This window comes from Rhizobium sp. CCGE 510, assembly GCF_000292525.1.
Lineage (GTDB): Bacteria > Pseudomonadota > Alphaproteobacteria > Rhizobiales > Rhizobiaceae > Rhizobium.
The window spans coordinates 1-11,464 of the sequence record NZ_AEYF01000012.1; the positions used below are offsets into that span (position 1 = coordinate 1).

At 63.8% G+C, this 11,464-nt stretch carries 13 protein-coding genes; 4 read left to right on the plus strand and 9 right to left on the minus strand.

Features of this window, described 5'->3' with window-relative positions; translation table 11 throughout:
• The coding region (locus RCCGE510_RS06040) for an NAD(P)/FAD-dependent oxidoreductase (protein ID WP_007628155.1) at positions 1-719 on the plus strand (719 nt) is incomplete at its 5' end.
• 189 nt (positions 720-908) lie between these two features.
• Here the strand turns inward: RCCGE510_RS06040 and RCCGE510_RS06045 are convergent.
• Genes RCCGE510_RS06045 through RCCGE510_RS06060 form a run of 4 tightly spaced genes read right to left on the minus strand, consistent with a single transcriptional unit; the run spans position 909 to position 4,424 of the window.
• Positions 909-1,721, minus strand: a complete 813-nt coding sequence (locus RCCGE510_RS06045; RefSeq protein ID WP_007628159.1) for a 3-methyl-2-oxobutanoate hydroxymethyltransferase — start codon at positions 1,719-1,721, stop codon at positions 909-911.
• 43 nt (positions 1,722-1,764) lie between these two features.
• Complete coding sequence (locus tag RCCGE510_RS06050) at positions 1,765-2,988, minus strand: FAD-dependent oxidoreductase (RefSeq protein WP_007628161.1); 1,224 nt, start codon at positions 2,986-2,988, stop codon at positions 1,765-1,767.
• Between the two features lie 11 nt (positions 2,989-2,999).
• Entirely contained in the window at positions 3,000-3,314 is a 315-nt protein-coding gene (locus tag RCCGE510_RS06055; RefSeq protein WP_007628163.1) for a MocE family 2Fe-2S type ferredoxin, read from the minus strand.
• 21 nt (positions 3,315-3,335) lie between these two features.
• Positions 3,336-4,424 carry a fatty acid desaturase family protein gene (locus RCCGE510_RS06060; protein ID WP_007628164.1) on the minus strand — a complete coding sequence of 363 codons (1,089 nt, stop codon included), beginning with the start codon at positions 4,422-4,424 and terminating at the stop codon, positions 3,336-3,338.
• A 130-nt stretch (positions 4,425-4,554) separates the two neighbouring features.
• On the opposite strand from RCCGE510_RS06060, the gene RCCGE510_RS06065 reads away from it, so the two are divergent.
• Together RCCGE510_RS06065 and RCCGE510_RS06070 are read left to right on the plus strand one after the other, a co-directional pair.
• Positions 4,555-5,583, plus strand: a complete 1,029-nt coding sequence (locus RCCGE510_RS06065) for a LacI family DNA-binding transcriptional regulator (RefSeq protein WP_007628165.1) — start codon at positions 4,555-4,557, stop codon at positions 5,581-5,583.
• 160 nt (positions 5,584-5,743) lie between these two features.
• Positions 5,744-6,556: a TIM barrel protein gene (locus tag RCCGE510_RS06070; protein ID WP_007628166.1), complete on the plus strand. Its 813-nt coding sequence runs from the start codon at positions 5,744-5,746 to the stop codon at positions 6,554-6,556.
• A gap of 58 nt (positions 6,557-6,614) precedes the next feature.
• Here the strand turns inward: RCCGE510_RS06070 and cobM are convergent, their stop codons facing one another.
• A complete protein-coding gene (gene cobM / locus RCCGE510_RS06075) occupies positions 6,615-7,373 on the minus strand; it encodes a precorrin-4 C(11)-methyltransferase (protein ID WP_007628167.1) in 759 nt (252 codons plus the stop codon).
• A 4-nt stretch (positions 7,374-7,377) separates the two neighbouring features.
• Entirely contained in the window at positions 7,378-8,610 is a 1,233-nt protein-coding gene (locus RCCGE510_RS06080; RefSeq protein WP_007628168.1) for a bifunctional cobalt-precorrin-7 (C(5))-methyltransferase/cobalt-precorrin-6B (C(15))-methyltransferase, read from the minus strand.
• On the opposite strand from RCCGE510_RS06080, the gene RCCGE510_RS06085 reads away from it, so the two are divergent.
• Complete coding sequence (locus RCCGE510_RS06085; RefSeq protein WP_007628169.1) at positions 8,609-9,379, plus strand: cobalt-precorrin-6A reductase; 771 nt, start codon at positions 8,609-8,611, stop codon at positions 9,377-9,379. The genes RCCGE510_RS06080 and RCCGE510_RS06085 overlap by 2 nt on opposite strands.
• Here the strand turns inward: RCCGE510_RS06085 and RCCGE510_RS06090 are convergent.
• The 3 genes from RCCGE510_RS06090 to RCCGE510_RS06100 are packed head-to-tail and all read right to left on the minus strand — an operon-like array spanning position 9,343 to position 11,464.
• On the minus strand, positions 9,343-10,107 hold the full coding sequence (locus RCCGE510_RS06090) for a precorrin-3B C(17)-methyltransferase (protein ID WP_007628170.1): 765 nt from the start codon (positions 10,105-10,107) through the stop codon (positions 9,343-9,345). The two genes, RCCGE510_RS06085 and RCCGE510_RS06090, sit on opposite strands and share 37 nt — an antisense overlap.
• Positions 10,104-10,835: a precorrin-2 C(20)-methyltransferase gene (locus RCCGE510_RS06095; protein ID WP_007628171.1), complete on the minus strand. Its 732-nt coding sequence runs from the start codon at positions 10,833-10,835 to the stop codon at positions 10,104-10,106. The genes RCCGE510_RS06090 and RCCGE510_RS06095 overlap by 4 nt, the downstream gene beginning before the upstream one ends.
• Positions 10,832-11,464 (minus strand): precorrin-8X methylmutase, encoded by a 633-nt coding sequence (locus RCCGE510_RS06100; RefSeq protein WP_007628172.1) that lies wholly within the window; start codon positions 11,462-11,464, stop codon positions 10,832-10,834. Before RCCGE510_RS06100 ends, RCCGE510_RS06095 begins: the two co-directional genes overlap by 4 nt.

Genomic DNA, 11,464 nt, shown 5'->3' on the forward strand with positions numbered 1-11,464 from the left:
CCGAGGCGCGGCAGCAACTGACGCGTTATCCCACGGTTAAGCTGGTCAATGCCCGAGCCGACAGCATCTCCGGCGCTATCGACAATTTCTCCGTCCTCACTGGTGATGGCGAGAGCCTTGGCGCGCGCCGCCTGATCCTGAGCTACGGCGTTGCCGACCAGATGCCTGATGTTCCGGGCTTTGCCGAAAGCTGGGGCACGTCCATCGTGCCCTGCCCCTATTGCGACGGCTTTGAAGTCGCCGACCAGCATTGGGGCCTCGTCTGGTCCGGCCCGCAGTCGCACACTTATGTCCGGCTGTACCACGATTGGACCGACACGTTGACGGTCTTTGCAGATGGTCACGACATTGCCCCCGATATCCGGGCCGATCTGGCGCGCCGCAACATACCTGTCGTTGATGGCCGGATCGCCGAAATCGCTCATCACCGGGGCCATATCACCACCGTTGATCTCGAGGGCGGCCGCAATGCCGGGATCGATATCCTGTTCGCGCATCCCCGCAACAAGCCGTCCGCAAGCCTGCATGAATCACTGGGCCTGGCCACGGTCAATACGCCCTTCGGCATCGCCCTCAAGGTCGACGAGCGCCGCGAAACCAGCATGCCCGGCATCTACGCTGCCGGCGACCTCGCCAACCCCCTCATGGCCTCGGTCACCACGGCAATATCGCAGGGCGCGACGGCGGGTATCTCCGCCCAGCAGTCGATGCTGGTTTGAGAGCAGAGAACCCCTTCTGCAGGTGCCGGAGGCTATCATATTCTGGAGGTGCGGGCAGCGGACGGAGCGGGCGCTCTACCTTGCTAAGACCTCCGGTCGCAATCGTAGTTGCGGAGGCACCGGATGAGGGGTGAGCGAAGCGAATGCGCTGAGCGTAAGCGAAAGGCAACGATCAGATCGGCATTGCCCTTAGCTATTGCCCGTCTCACTTCTCAGTCGGTCCAGGAAAACCGTCAGCTCCGCTTCGTCGATGCCGACGAGATGGCGCTTTTCCGGATAGGCGCCGGTCCTGACATCCTCGGCGAATTCCGTGAAGGCGGCGATGCGTTCGCGCTGCAGCCGGTCGTGTTCGGCGGCGAAGTTGCGGTAGACCTTGGCATGGCGCGGAGTGTGGTCGCGATTGGCGCCGAGCACGTCGTCGGCGAAGAGATATTGGGCGTCGCAGCGGCTGCCGGCGCCCATGGAGATCATCAGCATCGAGGTGTTGCCGCTGATGGCGGCAGCGACCTCCCCCGGCACGACTTCGATTTCGGCAGCGAAGGCGCCGGCCGCTTCCAGCGCCTTGGTCTGCCGCCAGATCTCGGCCGCGCTTGTCGCCGTCTTGCCGACGGCGCGAAAGCCGCCGGTCCAGGTCGCCTTCGACGGGATCAGCCCGAGATGGCCGCAGACCGGGATGCCCTCGTCGCGCAGGCGTCGGATCGTCTGCAGGCTGGCTGCACAATAGACCGCATCGCCGCCGGCCTTCAGCGCCGCAAAGGCGGCACGCAGATAGTCTTCGGCCGAGACAAGATCGCCATATTCGAGCCCGGGAATGGCAAAGGGGGTGGGCGCGGCCTCGCGAAAGACCGGGCCGAGCAGTGAGGGCGGCACGGAGACGATGTCGATCCCGGCCTTTTCGGCAGCTTCCGCCTCCTCCAGCGAGGTGACGCGCAGCATGGTGAGCTGGCGCTTGCCTTTTTCGGCAAGCAGATCGGCGACGGTCGCGCGTCTATGTTTCTTCATCGTCAAATTCCTTCGAAAATATGGGGTGAAAATATCGGGCTGCTCAGGCGGCCAGCAGGGATTTCAGCTTGATGTCGCTGGCTGCGAGCGCCGCCGGGTCCGGATGGGCGCGCGCGGCGATCAGCATTTCGGCAAGCCGGATGTCGCGTGCCACCGCATTGCCCGGCCCGATGCCGCTTGCGGCGATCAATCGTCCGCCGGCGTCGAGATGGAAAAGAATGAAGGCGCCGGGGCCGAGGTCGCGGCGGTGATGCGTGACGGCACCCTCGGCAAGGCCTGATATCTGCAGCGTCATGTCATATTGGTCCGACCAGAACCACGGCACTGATGAGACGGTCTGGCCGACGCCCAGCATGTTGGCCGCGGCCAATGTGCCCTGCTCCTGGGCATTGCGCCAGGATTCGAGCCGCACCCGCCGGCCGCCATAGATCGGCAGCGGAAACGAGCAGCAGTCGCCGGCGGCAAAAACATCAGGCGCGGATGTCTGGAGATGGTTATCGACGGCTATGCCGTTTTCGATCGTGAGCCCCGCGCTTTCGGCGATCTCGACATTCGGCCGCGCGCCGATGCCGACAAGGGCGAGGTCGGCTTCGATCACTTCGCCGCCCGACAATCTGATCACAGCCTTTCCGCCTTCGTCGGTCAGCGCCGCAATCGAGACACCGCAGCGAATATCGACGCCCTCGGCGCGGTGGCGCTCGGTCAGGAGGTGAGCGATCTCCTCCGGTACGCCGCGTTTCAGCACGCGTTCCAGCCCCTCGATGACGGTGACGTCGGCCCCGAGCAGCCGCGCCGTTGCCGCAAGTTCCAGCCCGATGAAGCCGCCGCCGATGATGGCGATATGCTTGCCCGGCCTCATTGCTTCGCGCAGTGCCGCCGCATCATGATGGGTTCGGAGCGAGCGAATATGCGGGCTGTCCGAAGCGCCGGGGAAGGCTCGCGCGGCGGCACCCGTCGCCAGCAGAAGCTTGTCGTAGGCGAGCGTCGCGCCATCCGAAAGCGTGACGGTCTTTGATGCCGTGTCGAGATCCCTCGCCTCCAGGCCGGTCAAAAGCCGGATGCCGTTTTCCGCGTATTTTTCCACCGCAGCGATGAATTTCGGATCGCTGGCATCGGCAGAAGCCGCCTTCGAAAGCGGCGGCCGTTCGTAGGGATGGAGGGGCTCGGCTCCAACAAGCGTTATCTCGCCGTCAAAACCCTTTTCCCGTAAGGCGAAGGCGGCGCGCGCACCGCATTCGCCGGCCCCCAGGATGACGAAATGAGCCACGCCAGCCTCCCTCACACCGCGATGAAGACGGTGCCGCCTTCGACCTTGACCGGATAGGTCTTCAAATCGACGCAGACCGGTGCCCCCTTGGCTTCGCCCGTCTTGTAGTTGAAGCGGCCATTATGTTTTGGACACTCGATGATCTCCTCCATCACCAACCCGTCGGCGAGGTGGATATGTTCATGGGTGCAGAGCCCGTCGGTGGCGAAGAATTCGTCGTCCGGGCTGCGGTAGACCGCGAAAGTGCGCCCGCCATGATCGAAGCGGATGACATCCTCCTCGTCGATCTCGTCCTTGCCGCAGACTTCGATCCAATTTCCGCTCATCATGTCCTCCCTTAATCGTGATTATTGCGCGGCCGGAGCCAGCTCGTTGTGGAATTCCTCGCGATAGGGCCTTGCGGTTGCCGGCAGTTCGCGCTGCAGGAAATAATCCTCGTTGCGCAGCTGGCGCAGGAAGGCCGGGATCATCTCGCGATAGCCCGAGAGGATCGACGGGTTCGGCGCCGGCAGGTCGTGTTTGATCATCGCGTGCAGCCGGGGCAGCGCGTGGTAGGGCACCATCGGAAACATGTGATGTTCGACGTGGTAATTCATGTTCCAGTAGATGAAGCGGCTGATCGGGTTCATGTAGACCGTTCTGCTGTTCAATCGATGATCGATGACGTTGTCGGCAAGGCCGCCATGCTGCAGCAGGCCGGTCAGCACATGGTGCCAGGCGCCGTAAAGGCGCGGCAGGCCAATGAGCATCAGCGGCAGGATCGAACCCATGGCGATCGCAGCGGCGACCGTGGCGAGATGGATCGCCAGCCAGATGCGGGCGATGCGGATCGCCTTCGGCTGTTCCATCTCCGGAATGAAGGTCTTTTCCGCGGCGCTGACGACGCCGCAGGCGTTGCGCAGCATGTCGACCAACGCATGCCAGACGTCGAGGATGCCGAAGAAATTGAGGACCACCCGGAAGAGATCGGGCGGCCGCATGACGGCGATCTCGGGATCGCGGCCGACGATGACGGTATCGGTGTGATGGCGTGCGTGGCTCCAGCGCCAGGTCACCGGATTGCGCATGATCATGAAGCAGGCGATCTGATAGACGGCATCGTTCATCCAGCGCGTCTTGAAGGCGGTGCCGTGACCGCATTCGTGCCAGCGGCTGTCGGAAGCCGAGCCGTAGAGCACGCCATAGGCGAGGAAAAAGGGCAGCGCGACCCACGAGCCCCAGAAAGTGACGCCGAGCCCGGCAAGAACCGCCATGCTGCCGAGCCAGATGATCGTGTCGCGGATACCAGGCGCATCGGAGCGTTGCATCAGCGCCTTCATCTCCTTGCGCGCAACGTCGGTGTGGTACCATTGCGCTGCCGCCAGCCCGGTCTCGACGGCGGTGCGGCCGCTTTCGCCGAGCAGGTCGTAGTCACGTTTCTTCGTTTGGGTCGCCATTGCCTGCCTCCCGTTGCCCTGCCTGGGAGAATAGGTTGACTTTGCAAGGCGCTCAATGCAGGCTTGATATATTCTATCAAAAGCCATCAAAAATGGCTTTCATTCATGATCGAATCTATCAGGAACGCCGATGCGCCGCCCCACCATCTCCGATCTTGCCCGCGCCTCGGGCGTCAGCGTCGCCACCGTCGACCGCGTCTTGAACGGCCGACATCGCGTGCGCGAGGAAACGGCGCGCCGGGTCTATGATGCGGCCCAATCGATCGGCTATCACGCCGTCGGGCTGATCCGGCAACGTGTCTTCGAGGATCTGCCGCAATATAAGCTGGCCTTCCTGCTGCAAAAGCCGATGCAGCCTTTCTATCAGGCTTTCGCTCGCGAGATCGAAGTGGCGGCGCGTGCCGTGACCACCGCCCGTCTCCAGATCCAGATCGACTATCCCTCCGCTTCGACACCGGCGGCGATCGTCGAGAAGCTCAAGGCCCTCGGCGGCCGCAATCAGGCCGTCGCTCTCGTCGCTCCAGACTATCCTGCGGTGACGGCGGCAATCGAGGAACTGAGGGAACGAGACATTCCCGTCTTTTCGCTGCTTTCCGACTTCGCCTCAGGGGTGCGCAATGCCTATATCGGCGTCAACAACCGCAAGGTCGGCCGCACCGCCGCCTGGGTGATTGCCAAGACTGCCCGTGTGCCGGGCAAGGTCGCCTGTTTCGTCGGCAGCCACCGTTTTCATGGACATGAGCTGCGCGAGATCGGTTTTCGTTCCTATTTTCGTGAAAACGCCTCGGAATTCGACGTCATCGATACGTTGATCAACCTGGATACTCCGGAGATCACCCATGAGGCGACGCTGACGCTGCTACAGAAACATCCTGATCTCGTCGGCCTTTACGTCTGCGGCGGCGGCATGGAAGGCGCGATCTCGGCGATCCGCGAAGAAAGTCTCGGCGGCAAGATCGTCCTCGTGGTCAACGAGCTGACGCCCGACAGCAAAGCCGGGCTTGCCGACGATATCGTTGCCATGGCGATCGGCACCCCCCTGCCCGCACTGTGCAAAGAGCTGATAGCGCTGATGACGAGCGCGATCGAAAACAGCGAAACGGCCGTTCCCGGCCAGTTCTTCCTGCCCTTCGATATTCATATCTCAGAGAACATTTGAGAAATGATGCAAGTCTATCATTTCGGCTGAAATTCTTTCAGCAATGAGAGCGGGTAGTGGCGATGCCCGATGGATTGCCACACGAATTCCGATAGAGATTCGTGGACCCAATCACAGGACTGCTCCGCCACGATGCGGAGACGAGGAGGATATATCCGTCATGACTTCGATCCGCTTTGCGCTCAACCATATGGCCGCGCCGTCGCTTCCGATCGACGATTTTTTCGCGCTCGCCAAATCGCTCGGCATCGGAGAGGTCGAAATCCGCAACGACCTTTCCGGCAATGCCATTCTCGACGGGACCAAGCCCGAAGCGATTAGGGACGCGGCTGCCCGCCACGGGCTGACGATCATCTCGATCAACGCCCTGCAGCGTTTCAACGAATGGAATGAAGCCCGCGCTGGAGAAGCGCAGGAACTGATCGATTATGCCGGCGCCTGCGGCGCCAAGGCGCTCGTCCTCGTTCCGAAGAACGATGGCACCGGCTGCGCCGACGGCGAGCGCCAGGCCAATCTGCGCCAGTCCCTGACGGCGCTGAAGCCGATGCTTGAGAAAGCCGGCATCATCGGTCTGGTCGAGCCGCTCGGCTTCGAGATCTGCTCGCTGCGCTCGAAGACCGAGGCGGCCGAGGCAATCACCGAGCTCGGCGCACAATCGACCTTCAAGCTCGTCCACGACACCTTCCACCATCACCTTGCCGGCGAAGCCGCGACCTTCCCGGAGCTTTCCGGCCTCGTGCACATTTCCGGCGTCAGCGACCCTGCCGTTTCCGTTGCCGACATGCGCGATTCCCATCGCGTGCTCGTCGACGGCGACGACCGGCTCGACAATGCCGGGCAGATCAAGGGGCTGCTGCAGGCGGATTATAAGGGACCCTTCTCCTTCGAACCCTTCGCGGCGGAAGTTCATGCGGTCAAGGACCCGGCCGGTGCGCTTCGCGCCAGCATGGATTACCTGACAGAACGGGTTTGAAGCCTGAGCGAGACGTCGTATGACGATCGGCCGCCTGCGAGCGGCCGATCGTCACAAATTACTCCCGGCCTCTGAACCGGCGCTGATAGGCCGGATCGTAGAGCGAACTTTCGCGGAAATCTTCCGCCGCGAGCGACGGGCCGACGAAGATGATCGCCGTGCGTTCGATTGGTTCGGCCGCAACCTTCGCCTCGATATCGGAAAGCGTGCCGCGCAGGATGCGCTCGTCCGGCCAGGAGGCCTTGACGACAATCGCCACCGGGCAATCGGCGCCATAGAGCGGCGTCAATTCCTCGACAACCTGTTTCAGCGCATGGATTGCCAGATGGACCGCTAGCGTGGCGCCGGTCGCGCCGAATTTCGCCAGCGTTTCGTCGTTCGGCATCGGCGAGGCGCGACCGGAAACGCGGGTGAGCACCAGGCTTTGGGCCACTGATGGGATTGTCAGCTCGCGCCCGAGCGCTGAGGCGGCCGCCGCAAAGGCCGGAACACCCGGTGTCATCGTATAGGCGATGCCGTGTTTCTCAAGTCGGCGCACCTGCTCGGCGACCGCACTCCAGACCGACAGATCACCGGAATGCAGCCGGGCGACATCCTGGCCGGCTGCCGCAGCGCTGAGATATTCAGCCTCGATCTCGTCGAGCGACATCGGCGCGGTATCGACGATGCGCGCATCCGCCGGGCAATATTGCAGCAGTTCCGGCGAGACGATCGAGCCGGCATAGAGGCAGACCGGGCATCGAGCGATGAGATCGCGGCCACGCACCGTGATCAGATCCGCAGCCCCTGGCCCCGCGCCGATGAAATGCACCGTCATCCCGTTATCCTTTCGTCCAGCGCCATTGCGTCACCGGCATCGCCGGCCGCCAGCCGCTCATGCCGCCGATGGGCTCGGCACGCGATATTTCGATCCGGGTCAGCAGGCCGCCGCGTGTTGCATGTTCGGAGAGCAGCACGGCTTCCATCTCCAGCGTCACGGCATTGGCGACGAGCCGCCCTCCCCGCTTCAGCGCGGCAATCACGGCATCGATGACGCCGGGCTCGCTGCCGCCGCCGCCGAGGAAGATCACATCCGGTTCCGGCAGGCCGGTCAGTGCGCCGGGCGCCGTACCCTCGACGACGGCGAGATGCGGCACGCCGAAGGCGGAGGCGTTGCGGGCAATCCGTGCGGCCCGTTCCGGCGATTGCTCGATGGCGATTGTCTTCAGGCTGGGATGGGCGAGCATCCATTCGATGCCGACCGATCCTGAGCCGGCGCCGATATCCCAGAGCAGTTCGCCGTGACGCGGCGCCAGCGCCGACAGCGTCACCGCCCGGATTTCGCGTTTGGTGATCTGTCCGTCATGCTCGAACAGCGCGTCCTCGAAGCCTGAGGCGAAAGGCAGAATACGAGCCCTCTCCCCTGCCGCGATCTCAAGCGCACAGACGTTCAGCGGATCGACGTCCGCGAGATCGAATTGCGTTGCTACGGTGCTTCTCTGCCGTTCCCGTGGACCGCCAAGCGCCTCGAGCACTGTAAGCTGCGACTGACCGAAGCCGGTCGCGGCAAGCAAGGTTGCCAGATCGCCAGGCCCCTTCTCGTCCGAGGTCAGCGCGATGATGCGCCGCCCGGCATGCAGATGCGGCCGGATCAGGTCGATCGGCCTGCCATGCAGCGAAATCGTCGCGACGTCCTGCAGCGGCCAGCCGAGGCGTGAGGCGGCAAGGCTGAAGGCCGAGGGCGCGGGGATGGTGCGCATTTCTTCGGCTGCGACATGGCGCGAGAGCGTTGCGCCGACGCCGTAGAGAAACGGGTCGCCGGAGGCCAGTACCACGACCGGCGTGCCACGCCTTTGAAGGACGGCATCGACCGAGCGCTCGAACGGGCTCTGCCAGAAAAGCTTTTCACCCGATATCAGCGACGCAGTAAGCGCAAGGTGGCGCGCGCCGCCGAAGACCGCCGGTGCGGTGGCGATCAGCCGCCGCGCCCCTTCGCCGAGCCCTTCTGGACCATCTTCGCCGATGCCGATAATAGTCAGCCAGCGCGGGCCGCAAGGAGGAGAGACATCAGACATGGGAAAACCTCGCATTCTGATCCTCGGTGGCACCACCGAGGCGCGGCTGCTCGCCGGAAGCCTGGCGGCGCGGGAAAATTGCGACGTTCTTCTGTCGCTGGCTGGGCGTACCGAGAAACCGGCCGCGCAGCCGGTTCCGGTTCGCATCGGCGGCTTCGGTGGGGCTGCGGCGCTTGCCGATTTTCTGAAAGCCGGCGGATATAATCTGCTGATCGACGCCACGCATCCCTTCGCCGACCGTATTTCCGCCAACGCCGCCTTTGCCGCCGAGACCACTGGCATAACCACAATCGCGCTGCGCCGTCCCGAATGGCAACGCCTGCCGGGCGATCGCTGGCGCGATGTGCGGAGCATCCCGGCTGCCATCGAAGCGCTCGGCCCCTCCCCCCGCCGGGTTTTCCTGGCGACCGGCCGGCAGGGCGCGCATCAAGCGGCAGCGGCACCGCAACATTTCTATCTCGTCCGCAGCGTCGATCCCGTCGAACGGCCGCTGGCGCTCGCGAATGTCGACTATGTGATCGATCGTGGCCCGTTCACGCTGGAAGGCGAATGCGCTTTGCTGAAGCAGCATCGCATCGACGCCATCATTGCCAAGAACAGCGGCGGTGCCGCCACCTATGCGAAGATCGAGGCAGCCCGCCTGCTCGGCATCGAGGTCCTGATGGTGGTACGTGCGCCTGCGTCCACAGTCAGGACGGTCGAAACGGTCGAGGCGGCGCTGGCGACGATCGATCACCTCGTTCCCTCCGCCATGAAACGCGGCGTATAGACGAGGTCCAGCCTGCCGGGCCGCGTGACGATCCGCGTCTCGGCAGAGCCGATGATGATGCAGGTGGCCATATCGGCCATCGAGGCATCGGCCTGCGACAGCTGCTGTACGGCAATGTGCTCGTCCGGCCGCCCGGCGGCCCTCCCGAAAATAACCGGCGTCGTTGCGGGCAGATGCTCGCGCAACAGCTTGAAGGCCTCGCCGAGCTGCCAGGGCCGCGCCCGGCTGATCGGATTATAGAGGGCGATGACGAAACCGGCTTTGGCTGCCAATTCAAGGCGGTTTTCTATTATATTCCAAGGCTTTAGATTGTCGGACAGCGATATGGCGCAGAAGTCGTGGCCAAGCGGGGCGCCGGCTCTTGCCGCCACCGCCAGCATGGCGGTGATGCCGGGCAGGATGGTGAGATCGACGGCACGCCATGCTCCTGGGCCGTTCTCGATCGCCTCGCAGACGGCGGCAGCCATGGCAAAGACACCTGGGTCGCCGCCGGAGACGACACAGACCTTGGCGCCGTCTGCTGCCATCGAAAGGGCGGCCCCTGCCCTGCCCAGCTCCTCGCGATTGTCCGAGGCATGCCGCAGCTGATCGTGGCGGAGCTGCAGCCTGTCGAGATAGGGTCCGTAACCGAAGAAATCCGTCGCTGCTTCGACAGCGGCCAGCGCTTCTGGCGTCATCTGTTCTGGATTGCCGGGGCCGGTGCCGATCACGAAAAGCCTGCCGCTCATCGGCTGTTCTCCCAGCCCGGCACCAGCACCAGCGAAAAATACGGCGCGTCGTCAGCGGCTCGGTCGGCAAGCTTTTCCATCGCCGCATTCGCCATTGTGCCGCGCTCGACATAGACGGCTTCGGCCAGCCGGCCTGCCGCCGCCAACGCCCGGCGGATCTTCGGCAGATTGCGGCCGACCTTCATGATGACGGCGGCTTGCGTATCAGCAAGACGGCGCGTCAGTTCGGCCTCCGCCATCGTACCAGGCAGTACGGAAAGGACATCGTCACCTTGGACGATGGGCATACCCGCCAAGGACCAGCAGCCCGACATGGCGCTGATGCCGGGGATGACCTCTGTCGGGTAGCGTTGGGAAAGCCTGACATGCAGGTGCATATAAGAGCCATAGAACAGCGGATCGCCTTCGCTGAGCACGGCGACGGTCCGCCCGGCATCGAGATGAAAGGCGACTGACGTGGCCGACCGCTCGTAGAATTCGGTGATCAGGCCTTGGTAGCGCTCGTCGTTCTTGTCGATCTCGGTGGTGACGGGATAATAGAGCGGCAGCAGGGTCACGCCGGATTTCAGCAGTGGTTCGACGATCGCCTTGCCGTTGCCGCCCCTGCCCTGCTTGGCGAAATAGGCGATCACGTCAGCGCTTTCGATGACGCGCACGGCCTTGAGGGTCAGAAGCTCCGGGTCGCCGGGACCCGTGCCGACGCCGATAAGACGGCCGCTTGTCGTCATAGGCCCGGCCTCGCCAATGCATTGATGGCGGCTGCCGTCATGGCGCTGCCGCCGAGCCGGCCGCGCACGATGGCAAAGGGTACGCCGTAGGAATTCTCCGCCAGTGCATCCTTCGATTCCGCCGCGCCGACAAAGCCCACCGGCATGCCGAGGATTGCTGCCGGTTTTGGGGCGCCGTCGCGCAGGAGTTCGAGCAGATGGAAGAGCGCGGTCGGTGCATTGCCGATCGCAACGACGCTGCCGCCAAGTCGGTCGAGCCAGAGATGCATGGCGGCGGCCGATCGCGTATTGCCGGTCTCGCGCGCCAATTCCGGCGTTGCTGGATCACGCAGCGTGCAGATCACCTCGTTCAGCGCCGGCAGCCGTGCCCTGGTCACCCCGTGCGACACCATTTCCGCGTCGCAAAAGATCGGCGCCCCGCCCTTCAGCGCGTCGCGCGCGGCGCTGACGACATCGGCGGAGAACTGGAAATGTTCGGCCGCCTCGACCAGCCCGCAGGCATGGATCATGCGCACGGCAATTTCGGCTTGATCCTCGGTGAAGCGCGAAAGATCGGCCTCGGCGCGGATGATTGCAAAGGAACGCTCGTAGATCGCGTCGCCGCTGCGGATATAATCGTAGTCTGGCAT

What these genes read in the sequence shown, in the direction of transcription:
- RCCGE510_RS06090 (WP_007628170.1), bottom strand. Translation starts at nt 10,107, where the DNA reads ATGAGCGGCAGGCTTTTCGTGATCGGCACCGGCCCCGGCAATCCAGAA.
- RCCGE510_RS06100 (WP_007628172.1), bottom strand. Translation starts at nt 11,464, where the DNA reads ATGCCAGACTACGATTATATCCGCAGCGGCGACGCGATCTACGAGCGT.
- RCCGE510_RS06070 (WP_007628166.1), top strand. Translation starts at nt 5,744, where the DNA reads ATGACTTCGATCCGCTTTGCGCTCAACCATATGGCCGCGCCGTCGCTT.
- RCCGE510_RS06095 (WP_007628171.1), bottom strand. Translation starts at nt 10,835, where the DNA reads ATGACGACAAGCGGCCGTCTTATCGGCGTCGGCACGGGTCCCGGCGAC.
- RCCGE510_RS06060 (WP_007628164.1), bottom strand. Translation starts at nt 4,424, where the DNA reads ATGGCGACCCAAACGAAGAAACGTGACTACGACCTGCTCGGCGAAAGC.
- RCCGE510_RS06085 (WP_007628169.1), top strand. Translation starts at nt 8,609, where the DNA reads ATGGGAAAACCTCGCATTCTGATCCTCGGTGGCACCACCGAGGCGCGG.
- RCCGE510_RS06080 (WP_007628168.1), bottom strand. Translation starts at nt 8,610, where the DNA reads ATGTCTGATGTCTCTCCTCCTTGCGGCCCGCGCTGGCTGACTATTATC.
- RCCGE510_RS06055 (WP_007628163.1), bottom strand. Translation starts at nt 3,314, where the DNA reads ATGAGCGGAAATTGGATCGAAGTCTGCGGCAAGGACGAGATCGACGAG.
- RCCGE510_RS06065 (WP_007628165.1), top strand. Translation starts at nt 4,555, where the DNA reads ATGCGCCGCCCCACCATCTCCGATCTTGCCCGCGCCTCGGGCGTCAGC.
- RCCGE510_RS06045 (WP_007628159.1), bottom strand. Translation starts at nt 1,721, where the DNA reads ATGAAGAAACATAGACGCGCGACCGTCGCCGATCTGCTTGCCGAAAAA.
- cobM (WP_007628167.1), bottom strand. Translation starts at nt 7,373, where the DNA reads ATGACGGTGCATTTCATCGGCGCGGGGCCAGGGGCTGCGGATCTGATC.